At 31.6% G+C, this 18,078-nt stretch carries 10 protein-coding genes, 3 tRNA genes and 2 pseudogenes; 6 read left to right on the top strand and 9 right to left on the bottom strand.

Annotated features, from left to right (window positions below; all coding sequences use genetic code 11):
* Positions 1-362 (top strand): hypothetical protein (locus ACKTSW_RS12115; RefSeq protein WP_408025507.1); only part of this gene is annotated, 362 nt, incomplete at its 5' end.
* A gap of 122 nt (positions 363-484) precedes the next feature.
* Here ACKTSW_RS12115 and ACKTSW_RS12110 read toward each other — a convergent pair.
* Positions 485-643, bottom strand: a pseudogene (locus tag ACKTSW_RS12110) (IS3 family transposase); the annotation flags it as partial.
* A 1,729-nt stretch (positions 644-2,372) separates the two neighbouring features.
* Between ACKTSW_RS12110 and ACKTSW_RS12105 the strand changes: the two are divergent.
* Positions 2,373-2,785 (top strand): annotated as a pseudogene (locus ACKTSW_RS12105) (IS1595 family transposase); the annotation flags it as partial.
* Positions 2,786-3,173: 388 nt separating this feature from the next.
* Here the strand turns inward: ACKTSW_RS12105 and ACKTSW_RS12100 are convergent.
* The 4 genes from ACKTSW_RS12100 to ACKTSW_RS12085 form a co-directional block, all read right to left on the bottom strand.
* Positions 3,174-3,247: transfer RNA gene (locus ACKTSW_RS12100), tRNA-Arg, on the bottom strand.
* 29 nt (positions 3,248-3,276) lie between these two features.
* A tRNA-Pro gene (locus ACKTSW_RS12095) sits at positions 3,277-3,351 on the bottom strand.
* Between the two features lie 25 nt (positions 3,352-3,376).
* A tRNA-Ser gene (locus ACKTSW_RS12090) sits at positions 3,377-3,458 on the bottom strand.
* A 92-nt stretch (positions 3,459-3,550) separates the two neighbouring features.
* Positions 3,551-5,593, bottom strand: a complete 2,043-nt coding sequence (locus ACKTSW_RS12085; protein ID WP_408025506.1) for an HD family phosphohydrolase — start codon at positions 5,591-5,593, stop codon at positions 3,551-3,553.
* Between the two features lie 207 nt (positions 5,594-5,800).
* On the opposite strand from ACKTSW_RS12085, the gene ACKTSW_RS12080 reads away from it, so the two are divergent.
* Positions 5,801-6,976, top strand: a complete 1,176-nt coding sequence (locus ACKTSW_RS12080; protein WP_408025505.1) for an acetyl-CoA C-acyltransferase — start codon at positions 5,801-5,803, stop codon at positions 6,974-6,976.
* Positions 6,977-7,001: 25 nt separating this feature from the next.
* The gene (locus ACKTSW_RS12075; protein WP_408025504.1) at positions 7,002-7,775 is read left to right on the top strand and encodes a C40 family peptidase; all 774 of its coding nucleotides are present in this window, start codon (positions 7,002-7,004) and stop codon (positions 7,773-7,775) included.
* Between the two features lie 76 nt (positions 7,776-7,851).
* Here the strand turns inward: ACKTSW_RS12075 and ACKTSW_RS12070 are convergent, their stop codons facing one another.
* The gene (locus ACKTSW_RS12070) at positions 7,852-9,090 is read right to left on the bottom strand and encodes a tetratricopeptide repeat protein (protein ID WP_408025503.1); all 1,239 of its coding nucleotides are present in this window, start codon (positions 9,088-9,090) and stop codon (positions 7,852-7,854) included.
* 17 nt (positions 9,091-9,107) lie between these two features.
* On the bottom strand, positions 9,108-11,609 hold the full coding sequence (gene gyrA, locus ACKTSW_RS12065) for a DNA gyrase subunit A (protein ID WP_408025502.1): 2,502 nt from the start codon (positions 11,607-11,609) through the stop codon (positions 9,108-9,110).
* 307 nt (positions 11,610-11,916) lie between these two features.
* Here gyrA and ACKTSW_RS12060 point away from each other — a divergent pair, with 307 nt between their 5' ends.
* Together ACKTSW_RS12060 and ACKTSW_RS12055 are read left to right on the top strand one after the other, a co-directional pair.
* Positions 11,917-14,478, top strand: coding sequence for an ATP-dependent Clp protease ATP-binding subunit (locus ACKTSW_RS12060; protein ID WP_408025501.1), 2,562 nt, complete (start codon positions 11,917-11,919; stop codon positions 14,476-14,478).
* A 446-nt stretch (positions 14,479-14,924) separates the two neighbouring features.
* Positions 14,925-16,310 (top strand): TlpA family protein disulfide reductase, encoded by a 1,386-nt coding sequence (locus ACKTSW_RS12055; protein ID WP_408025500.1) that lies wholly within the window; start codon positions 14,925-14,927, stop codon positions 16,308-16,310.
* A gap of 69 nt (positions 16,311-16,379) precedes the next feature.
* On the opposite strand, the gene ACKTSW_RS12050 is transcribed toward ACKTSW_RS12055, so the two are convergent.
* On the bottom strand, positions 16,380-17,180 hold the full coding sequence (locus tag ACKTSW_RS12050; RefSeq protein ID WP_099216379.1) for a TIGR00266 family protein: 801 nt from the start codon (positions 17,178-17,180) through the stop codon (positions 16,380-16,382).
* Between the two features lie 34 nt (positions 17,181-17,214).
* Positions 17,215-18,072, bottom strand: coding sequence for a class D beta-lactamase (gene blaOXA / locus ACKTSW_RS12045; protein WP_408025499.1), 858 nt, complete (start codon positions 18,070-18,072; stop codon positions 17,215-17,217).
* Positions 18,073-18,078: the final 6 nt, after the last annotated feature.

The raw sequence follows: 18,078 nt of genomic DNA, 5'->3' as shown, positions 1-18,078 counted from the left end.
CAGTTAGATTTAATATAAATGCAAGGGTGTTTTCAGGACCTGCCACTAAACTAGTAGATTCAACTATAAAATTGTTTAGTACTACAATGCGTTTTTCAAACGTTATTAATTTTTATAGATCTGGAGATCCTGTTGTTGAGTTTACAGGAAGGCATGATACTCCTTTAGTTGTATTTAAAGCTGCAGGGGTTAAGGGGAGTATAAATAATCATTTTCTAACTCCTTTCATAGATGATATTTTATTCAAATTATACAAAGGTAATAAAACAAATGCTACACTACCAATTGCTGCTTATATACTACCAACAGACGATATTGGTGATGGTTTAAATCATTCAACAAATGTTTGGAGAAAACTTTAGATAATTAAAGATGAAAGGTTTTCATTTATTCAAAACCTTTCATCTTTCTAAAAGAAGTAATCAATCATTTCTTTTTAATTAGGATTTAAATATCAATACTTTAAGCCACTATTTTTTGCATTGATTAAAAATTCCTGCTTTAAAATACCTTTAACCCATTCTGCATTTGCATTTTTACAAGGGTCATACCGCTCTGTCATATTACACTCTATGTTGTTTTTATATAATGTATATTGATAGCTATCACTACAATATTGTAACCCTCTATCAGAATGATATATTAACTATTTTTGAGGATGTTTTCTGTTTTTATCAGAATTAGCATTTATTATTAAAGATATTTATCTGTTTCCTACATAAGTAATATCAGCTAGCTACCCATACTTGTTCTGGTTGGGTAATAGAACTTGTTTAAATAAGAATTTTATGCTTTTTAAAAGATGATAAGAGTTGGTTGTAACGGTATAATTACGTTTAGAAATAACAAGTATTTTGTTTGCTTTCTCAACAGCTTAACTTGCTCTTATAATTCCAAAAATACATTGTTGTGGTGTTTTATTATCTGACATATAACTTTGATTTTCTCTTTTAAAGTTACTGTACTTCTTAGTAGCTTGAGATATTGATAAAAAACTTTACTCTATTTCTTGTACAATTCCTAGCTTTAGACTTAAGGAGTAGTTTTTTTGTGTACGCTTTTTATGTTTACTCTTCATTACACTTTATTTTTAGTGTAACGTTATTTCAGGACAAGACAGTTAATCAAAAAAAATCGGGGGTTTAAACCCTCGATTTTTTAAATTTTATTCACTTGATGAAATAATACTTTCTAATTAAATTTACTCTCTTCAATTTACTGCTTTTCAAACAAACAGTCTTTAATTCTTTTAGGTCTTATTAATAAAAAAGAGCATCCCTTAACTAAAGGATGCTCTTAGCCCCTCAACAATGATGTTAGAAATAAGTAAGCATTAAATATTACTCAATTACCCTTCCATCATATTCTTTATATTACTTTATTATTCAACCATCATAAACTAAATATGACCTACGACAAAGTTATTCTTAATTTAAATATATTCTTATTAATACCATATAATAATCCTTAACATGTAATTAATAAAATATCATAAAAGACAGGTTTTACTCATATATTACTCTATCTCCTTCCTTAATTATAATTTTTTAACACTTTTTCTTATTAACAGCTTTTAGTTTTTTTAAAAACATTATACAATAGTACAATGCTTTTTAATTAAGTGAATTTTATGTAATTGTAGGCTTCCCTTTTTCTGGAAGCCTACAATTGAGTACGTTTCTTCTTTTTTCTTCTAAATAATTCATAAGTAAGTTGATTTTGTATCAACTTACTTCAGGACGGGACACCTTGTCTTATGATAAAAAAAATTACAGGATTAGTGGAAGATTCAATTAAGGAGATACTTTTATTGAAATAATTTAAAGCATTTGTTATATTGTGTGCTTCAACCAATGCAGCACCAAAATTACTGATACTTTGTAAATACTGACTTTTATATTTTGTAGATTCTTTTAAATTGACTTGTGCTTATCAGCATAATAAATAATACTATCTATTTTAGGATCATTGAAATAATAAATACTTTTCAAGTACACGTCATAGATACTTAGATATAATATACCCTTTTTTTCAGTCGAACTAATTGAATCAACTCTATTTAAATAGGTGTTAATTTTTGCCTGTTCTTCTGGGTATAGTTTTGTAGGTAATGAAATCTGAATATCATTTGATTGTGAATACAAACTACAACTCAAAAAAACAAATACAATACTTCTAATAAAGATAAAGTTACACATTAAACTTAGTATGATAATTTGTGAATTTAGTGGCTATTGTAGCCTAAAAATACAGAATTAAAAATTCTTAATTGATTGATATTTAGTTAAAAAAAGAAATGAGTACAAAAAAGTTTGTAATGAGTACGAAACAAATAATCTAGCGTGAAAATGATTTTTAAGAATAAGAACTAGGAGATACAACGTCAATTAGGGTTAAAACGTTATGAAGCTGTATGAGCAATGGTTCATAAACTTCGTAAAGCAATGGGGCATCGTGATGGTAGATATACTTTGGAGGGAATGATAGAAATAGATGAAGGTTACTTCACTATAGAAGCTTCATAACAAACTCATAATACACAAAAAACTGGTCGTGGCTGTAAAACCAAATCTAATATTATGGTAACGACTGAGAGTACTGTTTTAAAAGACATTGATATAGCAAAAGTAGAAGAGCAATGTAGATACCTTAAGGCTAAGGCCTTAACAAATCATAAGACTGATTAAACAGATGATATGCTACAATCTGCAATAGGTGATAACCAAACGATTGTCTTTACAGATCAAAGTACCTCCTAAGCAATATCACTGATTATGTAGAGATACTCGTTATATATGGCTCTATACTTTCTTAAATAGGTGCTGACCGTTGTTTTTGTTTAATAAAAAAAAGTAAAAGTCATGATTTTTAGAAGGAAGCTCTGATTCTTCCAATAATATATTCTTAACCCTTTGGAGTGTTAAACTTTTATCGGTTAGCGATGAAAACAATAGCTCTTCTAAAAGAGCCTTCTTTTTTTCTAACAAATAAAATTTTACGCTTGTTTGACTTTAGTTCATTTTTTTCAAAAGCCTATTCTTCCTTTTCAAAATAAAAGTTTAAACAGAATCTCATTTGTTTTTTATGAAATAAATATAGTTTAAAAACACGTAATTTTTACAAAGGTAAAAATATAAGCACAAAAAAACCTCAGTATATACTGAGGTTTTAAGTGAGCCCGATAGGATTCGAACCTATGACCGCCTCCTTAGAAGGGAGGTGCTCTATCCAGCTGAGCTACGAGCCCGTAGTTTTAATGTTTCTACGAAAACAGTGTCGGGGTGGCAGGATTCGAACCTGCGACCTCCTGCTCCCAAAGCAGGCGCGATGACCGGGCTACGCTACACCCCGATTAGTGTCATCTACAACTTTTTTGCGGAGAGACCGGGATTCGAACCCGGGCATCCCTAAGGATGACAGCTTAGCAGGCTGCTGCATTACCACTCTGCCACCTCTCCTTTAATTCTTGCCGAAGCGTGAACTAAAAATTGCGAGTGCAAATGTATAACTATATATACGTTTCTACAAACTTTTTTAATAAAAAAATTACCTATTCTGGGTACTCAACTCGTAAGTGGTAGATATTCATTAACTTATTCTTAATAATTTTTTTTATTTTTTCTATTTCTCTAAAAGTTATATCTGAATTTATGAACTGATTATCGTTTTTTTGCTTGTCTACAATACGATCAATTAAATCATCTATAGATTGTGCTGTTGGACTTTTTAGGCTCTTAGAAGCTGCCTCAGCGGCATCACACATCATTAAAATAGCAGTTTCTTTTGAAAATGGGATTGGCCCTTCATATTGAAACTTTTTTATATCGACGTTTGGGTTTTCTTTTTGTTCTTTTTTATAAAAGTAATAGGTAATACTTGTACCGTGATGTGTTCTAATAAAATCTATAATTCTATCAGGTAGTTTATTTTTCTTGGCTAATTCAATTCCGTTTATTACGTGATCTAAAATTATACGTGCACTATCTTCTGGTAACAAATCATTATGTGGGTTCACGCCTGTAGATTGATTCTCTGTAAAATACATCGGATTTACCATTTTACCAATATCATGATACAATGCTCCTGTTCTTACCAACATAGAGTTTGCTCCTATTTCATTCGCTGCTGCTTCAGCTAAATTAGCTACTTGCATAGAGTGTTGAAAAGTGCCTGGTGCTTTTTCGTTTAAATCTCTTAATAGTTTTGAATTTGTGTTAGAAAGTTCTAATAAGGTTACATCTGAAACCAACCCAAAAAGTTTTTCATAGAAGTAGATAAAAAACACGGCTAAAAACGATAATAATCCGTTGGCTGCAAATAATCCAAAATACATCCAATTTATTTTATCTGCATTCCCTTCTTTTAAAATAGAAAAAGCAAGATAGGTTATCATATAAATTAAGGTAATTTGTCCTATCGACATAAATAAACTAGCTCGTTTGTACAACTCAGAAACAGTTAAAATAGTTACAATTCCTGCAATAATGTGTAGGTATATAAACTCAAAACTATTAGGTACAATAAACCCTAGTAGCAATACTGTTAACACATGGGTAAACAACCCAAGACGAGCATCGAAAAAAGCTTTGAGTACTATTGGCAAAATACTTAACGGAACAACATACAAATAATCAGAATTGTACTTTACTACCATGGTTTGTACAAAAATCATTAAAAAAACATTAAAGAAAATAAATGTTACTTTGTTATTATCGTTAAATATTTCAAATCGATACCTTTCTAGAAACAGTAATAACATTAGCAATGCTAAAGCTACTAAGATTGTATACCCAAAAACTATCCAATTGTAATTAGACTTAGTCCAAATTCTTGAACTTGATGCTACTTCATAAGACTTTAAAACGTTGTATTTTTTACCTTCAACAATATCTCCTTTTAGAATAATTAATTCACCTTTTGATACTTTTCCTTTTGCATAAGAAATACTTTGTAAACGTTCATTTAGCTCTTTTTCACTGTATTTATAATCGTATGTTACATTTGAGCGTAAGTTACTCGATAAGTAGTTTATAAGTATTCGTTTTTTGTAATATGGAAGTCCCTTTGTATTGGTTTGTAAAAAGTTTAAAATATCTTTTGATTGTAGTAGTCTTGAAAACGGAACATCATCTATAGAATTTCCTTTTCGAAGCACTACCATATCTCCTCTATTTGCTTTATCATTACTAGCGTCATCTAAAAAACCATACAAGTATATCTTACTTATAAGTTTTTCTCCTTTTTTTATAATATCTCTAGAAGCACTTACCGATAAAGAGTCAAGGTTTGTAACCTCCTCTGTAAACGAACGTAATACTTGGTTTTTGACTGATGTATCAACCTCAAAATATTTCTTAGAACTAGATGCTAATTCTTTTTTTTCGTCAGCTATTTCTTCTGGTGTTTTTTGAATAGCAAAATCAAAAGGAGCGTATAAATTATCATATTGCCAAGGTTTTCCTTGTGGGAAATCGTACTTAAACTGCCCGCTTTTTGGAAATAAATACACAATAGCTATTACTGCAATTAAAAATAATAATGCTTTGTATATTATTGTATTATTTTTATACAGTTTATTGATTAAATCATTCATTTTTGATGTTTATAAAATGTAAATATAACCTTTCTCTATTATTTGAGTACTTATTATAAAATGGTTATTTTCGCAAAACAAATCTTAATACAATTTACCCAATATATAAGAATTTTTGTAGTAAAATAACTGAAGAGAGTTTATATAAATTTATTATTTTAATTACAATGAGTTTTGGGCTTAATAAAATTTAATAAATAGTAGCACATGAAAGAAGTAGTAATAGTATCGGTTGCAAGAACTCCTATTGGTAGTTTTTTAGGAACTTTATCAACTACACCTGCACCAAAATTAGGTGCTGTAGCAATTAAGGGAGCTTTAGATAAAATTAACTTACAACCAGAAATGGTTGAAGAGGTTTTTATGGGTAATGTAGTTTCAGCAGGTTTAGGTCAAGCACCAGCACGTCAAGCTGCAATTTTTGCAGGAATACCAGATACTGTTCCATGTACTACTGTAAACAAAGTTTGTTCTTCAGGAATGAAATCTATCATGTTAGCGGCTCAAACAATTGCTTTAGGTGATGCTGAAATTGTAGTAGCTGGTGGTATGGAAAACATGAGTATGATTCCTCATTACCAACACGCTAGAACAGGTTCTAAATTCGGTCCTATTAAAATGGAAGACGGGATGCAGAAAGATGGATTAGTTGATGCTTATGAACAAGTAGCTATGGGTGTTTGTGCTGACGAATGTGCTGTAGAATATGAGTTTTCAAGAGAAGATCAAGATGCTTTTGCTATTGAATCGTACAATCGTTCTTCAAAAGCTTGGAGTGAAGGTAAATTTGCAGATGAAATTGTTCCCGTAGAAATACCTCAACGTCGTGGTGAACCTATTCTGTTTTCTGAAGATGAAGAGTACAAAAATGTAAAAATGGAAAAAATTCCTGCTTTACGCGCTGCATTTACAAAAGAAGGTACCGTAACTGCTGCGAATGCTTCTACTATTAATGATGGTGGAGCTGCACTCGTATTAATGTCTACCGAAAAAGCGGCTGAATTAGGATTAACTCCATTAGCTAAAATTAGAGGATATGCGGATGCTGCTCACGAACCAAAGTGGTTTACAACAGCTCCTGCAAAAGCCTTACCTAAAGCCTTAACTAAAGCTGGAATTGATATTAATGATGTTGATTATTTTGAGTTAAACGAAGCTTTTTCTGTAGTTGGTTTAGCAAATATGAAGATTTTAGGATTATCAGCTGATAAAGTAAATGTAAATGGTGGTGCCGTTTCTTTAGGACATCCATTAGGGGTTTCTGGAGCGAGAATTATTATTGCGTTAACTTCAATTTTAAAACAAAACAACGCTAAAATTGGTGCTGCTGGAATTTGTAATGGTGGTGGTGGTGCTAGTGCAATGGTTATTGAAAGAGTTTAATTGTTTTAAAAGCCCCAACTAGTAGATGTCTTTTGGAATTTGTAATTTAAGTATTGTTCCTCTTCGATTAGAGCCTTCTGATGCTTCAGAAATGGTTAATCAGGTTATTTTTGGTGAACACTTTGATGTTTTAGAAAAATCTAAAAAATGGAGTAAAATTCGTTTAGCTTTTGATAGCTATGAAGGATATATAGACAATAAACAATATGAAGAAATTTCAGAAGAAATACATACTCTTTTATCAAAAGAAAAAAAACACTATGCAGGCGAGTTAATTGATTTTATTACCGATAATAATAGTAATTTAACTACTATTCCTATGGGTGCTCGTCTTCCTTTATTTAAAAATAATAAAATTAATATTAACAACACTTCTTTTTTATATGAGGGTAAAGTATGCAATAGTAAATTAGCAAAATCTGCGATAATAGAAACTGCCTTTTTATTTTTAAATGTTCCTTATTTATGGGGTGGTAAATCTCCTTTTGGAATCGATTGTTCTGGTTTTACGCAAACTGTATATAAATTGTGTGGACACAACTTACTTCGTGATGCTAAACAACAAGCCACACAAGGCGAAGTATTGAGCTTTATTGAAGAGAGTGAACCTGGTGATTTAGCTTTTTTTGATAATGAAGAAGGTGTTATTACCCATGTTGGAATTATTATGAATGACTACAATATTATACACGCTCATGGCAAAGTTCGTGTTGACAAATTAGACCATAGTGGAATTTATAATGTTGATACACAACAACACACTCATAAACTTAGGGTTATTAAGCGTTTAGTTGATTAATCAACTTAACGTTACAACATAAAAAAAACCGAAACTTTAAAGTTTCGGTTTTTTTTATACTTGAATAACTAAATTCTTATTTCATTGATTGATATAATTCTCTGTACTCAGACGCTTTTTCAGTATTCTCTAAAACTTCGTGTAAATTCATTAAAGTCTTTACAGTCTCAACACTTCTACTTAAACTATCAGCTTTTTCTAAAAACGGAATAGCTTCTTTATATACCTCTTTTTGTTTAGCTGCTAATTCATCATACTTCTTAAAGTTTGATAAATTTTTATTCATTTCTTCTACAATAGCTTTTTCTTGATCTAAAACTACTACTGCTAAGTTCATATAAGCATCAGCATAATCAGGTTTTAATTCTACAGCTTTAGTATAGTACTTTTTAGCATCGTCCATTCTTCCTTGGTTAAAGTTTACTACTCCTAAGTTGTAGTATAACGTTGGGTTTTCTGGATCTAATGCTACAGCTTCACTCATTAAATCTCCAAACCTATCCATTTTACCTAACTTCACATACATATCTGCTTCGTTTAGTAATAAGTTTAAGTCTTTTGGATTTGCTTTTCTTGCTTCAGCTAGAGCATCAATAGCCTCCTCTGTTTTTCCTTGTTCTTTTAAAATTAAAGCAATATTCTTAACTATGGTAGCTGTTTTAGAGTCTGTAGTTTTCACTTCAGGCTTTACATAGCTACCTGACTTAATCATTAAGTCTCTTCTCGCTTTATCTTTACCAAAGCTTTCTACTTTACCTGTGGTTTTATCAGTAGCTACATATTGCTTTTCAATTCCTGTATAACCTATTTTTTGTAACTCTTTGTAATACTCAATTGCCTTATCATAATCTTTTGCTTGAGTAGCTGAAATTGCTGCGTTATAAGCAAACGAAGTATCAGTAGGGCTTAACACATATGTTAAATAGAAGTCATCTGCAGCATTTTTGTAGTCTTTTTTATTGTTATATAAATCAACTGCTTTTTTTGAAACCTCTTGAATCATTTGATTTAAAATAGGTTGTACTTCATCACCATATTTATTTTCTTTCATTGCTAATAGTGCATGAAAAGCCTCTCCTGCTTTTCTATAATCTTTTTGAGCAGCTAATGTTTTACCCTTTAAGAAATAAAATTTAGACTTATATTTATCTTCTGCACTCATCATTAAAGACCCCTCAATTGAATTAAGTGTTTTTAATGCTGTAGTAAAATCTTGTTTTTTTATAGCTTTCTCTGCAGCTTTAAGTTCTGATTTTTGAGCCACTGCCCCTAACGACATTAATCCTAAAGAAAGGGCTAAGATTTGTTTTTTCATTTTTAATTATGATTTATTTATTGTTGTTCTTGACTTTCATTCGTATCATTTTCAATTTCCGTGCCATTTTCTTCTTCGTCTTCTTCATGCATAACTTTTGCTACTGCAGCAATATCATCATTATCTTTAATATTAATTAACTTAACACCTTGAGTTGCCCTACCCATTACTCTTAAGTCTTCTACTGCCATTCTAATGGTTAAACCTGATTTGTTAATAATCATCAAGTCATTAGAGTCATCAACATTTTTAATAGCGACTAAGCTACCTGTTTTTTCTGAGATATTCAATGTTTTAACCCCTTTACCTCCACGGTTTGTAATACGGTAATCCTCTAAACTAGAACGTTTTCCATATCCTTTTTCAGAAACCACTAAGATATCACTCTCAGCATTATTTACAGCAACCATACCAATCACCTCATCGTTTTTATGAGCCAAAGTAATACCACGAACTCCTGACGCTGTTCTACCCATTGGTCGGGTTTTCTCTTCTTCGAAACGAATTGCTTTTCCTGATTTAAGCGCTAACATTACTTGGCTATCTCCCGTAGTTAATTTAGCTTCTAACAACTCATCTCCTTCTTTAATGGTTATAGCATTAATACCATTGGCTCTTGGACGAGAGTATTGCTCTAAAGGTGTTTTCTTAACTTGACCACGTTTTGTAGCCATAATAACATAATGGTTATTGATGTAATCTTCATCTTTTAAATCACCTGTTACCAAAAAGGCTTTTACTTTATCGTCTTGTTCAATATTTATTAGGTTTTGAATTGCTCTACCTTTAGTGTTTTTTCCTCCTTCTGGAACTTCGTATACGCGCATCCAAAATACTTTTCCTTTTTGCGTAAAGAACAACATATATTGATGGTTCGTACCAACAAACAAATGTTCTAAGAAGTCTTCGCTACGAGTAGTTGCTCCTTTTTGTCCACGTCCTCCTCTATTCTGAACCTTGTATTCATCTAAATTTGTACGTTTTACGTATCCAGCATGCGAAATTGTTACTACTACTTTAGAGTTAGGAATCATATCTTCGATGCGCATGTCTCCGCCTGCATATTCAATTACTGAACGACGCTCATCTCCGTATTTTTCTTTAATATGAAGTAACTCTTCTTTTATAATATCGTAACGTCTTGACTCATTTGCAAGAATATCTTTTAAATCTTCAATAGTTTTGATAATTTCATTGTACTCTGCTCTTAATTTATCTTGCTCTAGTCCTGTTAATTGACGTAAACGCATCTCTACAATGGCACGTGCTTGAATTTCAGTTAATTCAAAGCGTTCCATTAACTTTTCACGGGCTTCATCTGCATTAGCAGAGCCTCTAATAATTGCAATTACTTCATCAATATTATCAGAAGCAATAATTAGCCCTTCTAAAATATGTGCTCGAGCTTCAGCTTTCTTTAATTCAAATTCTGTTCTACGAACAATCACCTCGTGTCTGTGTTCTACGAAGTAGTGAATTAGTTGCTTTAAGTTTAATTGTTCTGGGCGACCTTTTACTAGTGCAATATTATTTACACTAAACGATGTTTGTAATTGTGTGTATTTAAATAACTTATTTAAAACAATATTAGGAATCGCATCTCGTTTTAATACATAAACGATACGCATTCCTTTACGGTCAGATTCATCACGAATACTAGCAATACCTTCTAATTTCTTATCATTTACCAAGTCAGCAGTTTTCTTAATCATTTCTGCTTTGTTTACTTGATAAGGTATCTCTGTTACTATAATACACTCACGACCTTTTACTTCTTCAATTGTAGCTTTGGCGCGCATTACAATACGACCACGACCTGTATGAAAAGCATCTCTTACACCATCATATCCGTAAATAATTCCTCCAGTAGGAAAGTCAGGTGCTTTGATGTGTTGCATTAACTCATCAATTTCAATATCACGATTGTCTATGTACGCAATAGTACCACTAATAACTTCTGTTAAATTGTGTGGTGCCATATTAGTTGCCATACCTACTGCAATACCTGATGCCCCATTTACTAATAAGTTAGGAACTCTTGTTGGTAATACGGTTGGTTCATGTAATGTATCATCAAAGTTTAACTTATGATCTACTGTATCTTTTTCAATATCAGATAGCATTTCTTCTGATATTTTCTGCATACGAACCTCTGTATAACGCATTGCTGCAGGACTATCTCCATCTACCGAACCAAAGTTACCTTGTCCATCAACCATCATGTAACGTACACTCCAGTCTTGCGCCATACGTACCATAGAATCATAAACAGAAGTATCTCCATGTGGGTGATACTTACCTAGCACCTCTCCTACAATTCTTGCAGATTTTTTATATGCTCCAGTAGCTTTAATTCCTAATTCGTGCATACCAAACAATACTCTTCTATGCACTGGTTTTAGACCATCTCTAACATCTGGTAATGCTCTAGATACTATCACCGACATTGAGTAGTCAATGTATGCGGACTTCATTTGCTCTTCAATGTTGATAGGTATCAACTTTTCGCCATCTGCCATATATTTTCTTTTAAAATATTAGTACTTATTTTCGTCAAAAAAGTGAATTTTACACTCGATAAAACTCACTTGCAAAATGCTTTCTAATTCTCTGCATTTTCTAAAACATTGCAAGATACTACAACCCTCAGTTTTACACAAAAAAATATCCACTTTTTAAGCTTATTTATTAACATTTTTTTTTAGTTTTAAATATTAAAAGAACCTGTTTTTTACTCGTCTTTATGTCAAAAAAAAACTATTGGCATCTTTTTTGTAATTTTTAAGAAAAAAACTTACTAACTTTACAGAGATAAGAAATAAATTTATGGACGATAATTTTTCACCACAGGTAAGAGATGTTATTACTTTCAGTAAAGAGGAAGCCTTAAGATTAGGACATGACTTTATTGGAACTGAACATCTTTTGTTAGGTTTGATTAGAAAAGGTGACGGAAAAGCCATCGAAATATTAACAACTTTTGATGTTGATTTAAATTTAGTACGCAACAAACTAGAGAAGTTAAATCCCTCAACTCCATCTATAACAAGCCCTCAAAGAAAAAGCTTACACCTTACTAGACAAGCTGAAAAAGCTATAAAAACAACGTTTTTAGAAGCTAAATTATATCAAAGTAGCGCAATAGACACTGCACATTTACTGCTTTGTATTTTGCGTAACGAGAATGACCCTACAACGAAGCTACTTCAAAAATACGATGTAGATTATGAACAAGCTAAAAACTTGTACAAAGAACTACATGTAGATGATGATACTTTTATTTCACCCATAGGAGAAACTCCATCGGATGATGAATTTGCAGATGAAAAATCAAATCCTTTTGGACAGCAATCACAAAAAGGAAAACAAGTAAAAAAATCTAAAACTCCTGTTTTAGATAATTTTGGACGTGACTTAACAGCATTAGCTATTGCTGGAAAATTAGATCCTGTTGTTGGTCGTTTAAAAGAAATTGAGCGAGTTTCTCAAATTTTAAGTAGACGAAAAAAGAACAACCCAATGCTTATAGGTGAACCTGGTGTTGGTAAATCTGCTATTGCAGAAGGATTAGCACTACGCATTGTAAACAGAAAGGTTTCTCGAATCTTATTCGACAAACGTATTGTTTCTCTAGATTTAGCCAGCCTTGTTGCTGGAACAAAATATAGAGGTCAGTTTGAAGAACGTATGAAAGCATTGATGAACGAACTTGAAAAGAATGATGATATCATTTTATTTATAGATGAGATTCATACGATAGTTGGTGCTGGTGGTGCTACTGGTTCTTTAGACGCTTCAAATATGTTAAAGCCTGCGTTAGCTAGGGGAGAAATTCAATGTATTGGAGCTACAACTTTGGATGAATATAGAACGAATATTGAAAAAGATGGCGCTCTAGAGCGCCGTTTTCAAAAAGTAATTGTAGATCCAACAACAGTTGAAGAAACCATTCAAATTTTACATAATATTAAAGGTAAATACGAAGCGCATCATCATGTTTCTTTTACTGACGAAGCCATTGAGGCCTGTGTAAAATTAACCAATCGTTATATGACTGATCGTTTTTTACCGGACAAAGCTATTGACGCCTTAGACGAAGCTGGATCAAGGATTCATATAACAAATATTGTTGTTCCTCAACAAATTTTGGAACTAGAAGCTAAACTTGAAGAAATTAGAGGGCGCAAAACCAAAGCGGTAAGCGGACAAAAGTATGAGGAAGCTGCAAAACTTCGTGATGATGAAAAAAATATTGAAACAGCTTTAGAGTCTGCTCAACAGCAATGGGAAGAAGACTCTAAGTTACACAGAGAAACTGTTACCGAAGACAATGTTGCCGAAGTGGTATCGATGATGACTGGTATTCCTGTAAACCGTGTTGCTGAAGCTGAAAGTAATCGTTTAGCAGAGTTGCCTCAGTTAATTAAAGGTAAAGTAATTGGCCAAGATAATGCTGTTACTAAGGTTGTAAAAGCTATTCAGCGTAATCGTGTTGGATTAAAAGACCCTAACAAACCTATTGGATCTTTCATCTTTTTAGGCTCAACAGGTGTGGGTAAAACGCAATTAGCAAAAGTATTAGCACGTGAGTTATTCGACTCTGACGATTCTTTAATTAGAATTGACATGAGTGAATACATGGAGAAGTTTGCTATTTCTCGTTTAATTGGAGCACCTCCAGGATATGTTGGTTACGAAGAAGGCGGACAATTAACCGAAAAAGTACGTCGTAAACCATACTCTGTTATCTTATTAGATGAAATTGAAAAAGCACATCCAGATGTCTTTAATATGCTTTTACAAGTATTAGATGACGGACATATAACAGATAGCTTAGGTCGTAAAATTGATTTTAGGAATACCATTATTATTATGACTTCAAACATTGGAGCTAGAAAACTAAAAGATTTTGGTGGTGGTGTAGGTTTCGGAACTGCTTCAAAAAAAGAGCAAGAAGATGCGCACGCAAAGGGTATTATTGAAGGTGCTTTAAAAAAGTCATTTGCTCCTGAATTCTTAAACCGTATTGATGATATTGTTATCTTTAACTCACTAGAGCGTGAAGATATTCATAAAATCATTGATATTGAATTAGACAAATTATTAAAACGTATTGACGATTTAGGTTATAAATTAAACTTAAGCGAAAAGGCTAAAGACTATATTGCTGATAAAGGTTTTGATAAACAATATGGTGCACGTCCTTTAAAAAGAGCTATTCAAAAATACATTGAAGATGCATTAGCTGAAGAAATTGTAAGTTCTAAACTTGATGAAGGCGATACAATTTTTATGGATTTAAAGGAAGATGACAAAAAACTCGTCATTAAAATAGAAAAAGGTGAAAAACCTGAAGAGTCTCGTACAGAAATAGATGAAGATCAATAAAAAAAAGTCCTAAGCATGCATGCTTGGGACTTTTTTTATACTTTATCTAAAGGGCACTATTAATACCTCACAATATAATTATATAAACCATCTATTCTTAAGAAACTACTCTTAGTTAAAACAATATTTACATAAAACCAAGAAATAATATTTTTATTAAAATAAAGGTTATATTGTAATATATTTTTGATTATTCTAATACAGAAAGTTTTTATCTAGCAACACAATGAATATTTTCTAAACCTATTGACTGTGATTTTATTACATATGCAATATTCATTTTTACCTTTTAAAAACCTACAAAGAACTAAAAAAAGATAAAATTTCTAGGGGATTTCTTATTTAAAAAAGTAATTAGTCCAAATAAAATGTTAATTTCTTTGATAAAAAGCTTAAAAAAACTAACTTCGACGCCTTAAACACCATTATTTACTAAACACTAAACAATGAAAAAACTATTACTTTTAGCCCTCATAGGAGTTACCATAATTTCATGTAAGAAAGAAAAACCTGTGAAAGACTATTTAGTTTTCTCGGGTAAAATTGAAAACTTAAAGAAGAGTAATATCACTTTAACTGGCTTTAGATTTGAGAAAAAAATTAAGTTTGACAAAAAGACTGATTCTTTTCTTGATACCTTAAAAATTGATAGAGATGGTTATTACACTTTAATTTGCAACCGAAAGCTGATTAATCTATACTTAACAAAAACTGATGATACAGGTATCGTTTTTAACTATGATAACGCTGATATTATAAATTTTGAAGGTACAAATACCCAAATAAATAACTACTTTATTGATAAACAAAAAACATGGGCAGACATCATTGTAAGTGCTAATAAGTACTTTGCTTTAGATGAAGAAGAGTTTTTAAGTAAAACAGAGGAATACAAGGATGCTTTAACAGAACTTTCTATCTCTAAACAATTACCTGCTGAGTTTTTAAAGCAAGAGGTTAAGAACATTGACTATGAATGTTTAAGAAACTTATCTAATTATCAAGATTTTCATGCAACATTAACAGGAGACAAAGACTTTAAAGTCTCAGAAAATTTTCCTGATCCTTTAGATAAATTCAATTATAGCAGTGGGGACGATTATGTAAACTCTTTTTCTTACAGAGCAATGTTAGAAACTGAACTTAAAAGAATTGCCAAAGAGAAAAACAAGGAAGGTGAAGATCTCCCTTTAACGTATTTAGAAACTGTTCAAACTGAAGTTACCGATACGGTTGCTAAAAATGATTTATTATATAATAGTGCTGAAAGCAGTATAACATACACTAGTGACTTAAAAGAGTTTTATAGAAAGTTTATGGCATATTCAACGAATGAAACTCATAAAAAAGAAATCACTAAAAACTATAACCTTTTAAAAACTACAGCAAAAGGGCAACCAGCTCCTAAGTTTAAAAATTACATAAATTATGACGGAGGTACAACTTCTTTAGATGATTTATTAGGCCATGGAAAGTATTTATACATTGATGTTTGGGCTACTTGGTGTTCTTACTGTAAAAGAGAAATTCCTTTACTAAAAAGACTCGAGCAAGAATACCATGGTAAAAACATTGAGTTTGTAAGTATCAATGTTGATGCGAAGGGTAATGACGAAAAATGGAAACAAACAATTATTGACAGAGAAATGACTGGTATACAGTTAATGGCAGGTGATAGTCACTTAAATTTAGATTGGGCTCAAAACTTTCTAATTAAAGGATTACCAAGATTTATCTTAATTGATCCTGATGGTAATATTGTAAGCCCTAACGCTCCTGCTCCATCAGAAGGAGAACGCTTAATCAATATGTTTGACGAATTAGGAATATAAATTTACCTTCCTAAACAAAAAAGACCGTTAATTAAATTAGCGGTCTTTTTTGTTTACGTTATCTATTTATTAAAACCTATTATCTCCATCTAAAATATCTCCTAAACCACCTAAAACACTACCTTCACCTCTATCTCCTTTTCCTGTTTGTGGTGCCATTGCTAATACCCTACCTGCTAATCGACTAAACGGTAACGATTGAATATATACAGTTCCTGGACCTCTAAGCTTCGCAAAGAACAATCCTTCACCTCCAAAAATGGTGTTTTTTATACCACCCACAAACTCAATATCATAATCAACATCTTGTGTAAAACCTACAATACAACCTGTATCTACCTTTAAAACTTCACCGGGCTGTAAAACCTTTTTTGCCATAGTTCCCCCTGCATGAACAAAACCAATACCATCTCCTTCCATTTTTTGCATAATAAACCCTTCTCCTCCAAACAAACCTCTTCCTAAACGTTTTGAAAACTCTATACCAATAGACACACCTTTAGCAGCACATAAAAAAGCATCTTTTTGACAAATAAACTTCCCTCCAAACTCGGTTAAATCGATTGGAATTATTTTTCCCGGATATGGTGACGCAAAAGATACTTGCTTTTTCCCTTGTCCATCGTTTGTAAATACTGTCATAAATAAACTCTCCCCTGTTAAGATTCTTTTTCCCGCTGAAAAAATCTTTCCTAACAATCCTTTTTCTTGATTCGAACCATCTCCAAAAATGGTATTCATTTTTACATCAGCATCCATCATCATAAAGCTACCGCTTTCGGCAACAACACCTTCTTGTGGATCTAATTCTATTTCTACATACTGCATTTCTTCTCCAAAAATGCGATAATCTATTTCGTGTGCATTCATAATTTATTGTTTTTATACTTATAAGAAGAGTTTTTTACTTTTTTGTTACAAACAATTCATTTTCTCGCAATATTTTTAGCTCTTTTAAGGCTTTAAAAGTTACTTCTTTTCTTTCATTACTAAAAAACTCCATATTAAAATTCTTTTTTGGAACTACATTTGTTGCAAAAAAGTAAGCATTGTTTTTAACTAAAACATACCCAACAAACCATCCGTTGTTTTCTTTACCTTTAACAGACCAACCAGTTTTTCCTCTCAGTACATACTGATTATTTTTAGACATTATCATCATCTTTTTAACAATACTATCAGTTCGCTTAGAAATAAATAATTCAGAATTATACAGCCTTTTTAAAAAATCAACCTGTTCAAACTGATTGATCTTTGATTTTCCTTCTAACCAAAAATTATCTAAAGTCGTTTCATTTACATTCATTGAACCAAAATTCAATTTTGCTAAGTTTGATTTCATTCGTTCAACTCCAATTTTTCTAGCTACCTCTTGGTAACATGGAACACATGAATAGTGAAAAGCTTCTTTAAATGTTAAATCTTGCTCCCAAACTTTTAGAGGCCTAGACTCCCCATTCCATTTAAAAATTACACTATCATTTTTTACCACTCCTGTTTCTAAAGCAATGATAGAGTTTGGTATTTTAAATGTTGACGCTGGTAAGCTTCCAGTTTTACACCAATCAAAATTATTAGAATAATATACATCTTTATGCAAATCATAAACTAGTATAGCTCCTTCTAATTTTGTAACATCAAGTATTTCTTGAAACTTATTATTAACTACAAATTTTGTTTCAACTTTCTCTTTTTTACTCTTTTCTTCATTCTTACAAGAAAATAGTAGTGCTATAATTATAAAAAAATAATTAAACTTCATTCCCAA

The sequence above is a fragment of the Tenacibaculum sediminilitoris genome, from assembly GCF_964513795.1.
In the GTDB taxonomy this organism is placed as follows: domain Bacteria; phylum Bacteroidota; class Bacteroidia; order Flavobacteriales; family Flavobacteriaceae; genus Polaribacter; species Polaribacter sediminilitoris.
Note: the sequence above shows the minus strand (reverse complement) of the source record. Positions and strands in the feature narration are given on the sequence as shown.

Bases quoted from the DNA above. Each gene is read 5' to 3' on its own strand.
- ACKTSW_RS12085 (WP_408025506.1), bottom strand. From the start codon at position 5,593: ATGAATGATTTAATCAATAAACTGTATAAAAATAATACAATAATATAC.
- ACKTSW_RS12080 (WP_408025505.1), top strand. From the start codon at position 5,801: ATGAAAGAAGTAGTAATAGTATCGGTTGCAAGAACTCCTATTGGTAGT.
- ACKTSW_RS12075 (WP_408025504.1), top strand. From the start codon at position 7,002: ATGTCTTTTGGAATTTGTAATTTAAGTATTGTTCCTCTTCGATTAGAG.
- ACKTSW_RS12070 (WP_408025503.1), bottom strand. From the start codon at position 9,090: ATGAAAAAACAAATCTTAGCCCTTTCTTTAGGATTAATGTCGTTAGGG.
- gyrA (WP_408025502.1), bottom strand. From the start codon at position 11,609: ATGGCAGATGGCGAAAAGTTGATACCTATCAACATTGAAGAGCAAATG.
- ACKTSW_RS12060 (WP_408025501.1), top strand. From the start codon at position 11,917: ATGGACGATAATTTTTCACCACAGGTAAGAGATGTTATTACTTTCAGT.
- ACKTSW_RS12055 (WP_408025500.1), top strand. From the start codon at position 14,925: ATGAAAAAACTATTACTTTTAGCCCTCATAGGAGTTACCATAATTTCA.
- ACKTSW_RS12050 (WP_099216379.1), bottom strand. From the start codon at position 17,180: ATGAATGCACACGAAATAGATTATCGCATTTTTGGAGAAGAAATGCAG.
- blaOXA (WP_408025499.1), bottom strand. From the start codon at position 18,072: ATGAAGTTTAATTATTTTTTTATAATTATAGCACTACTATTTTCTTGT.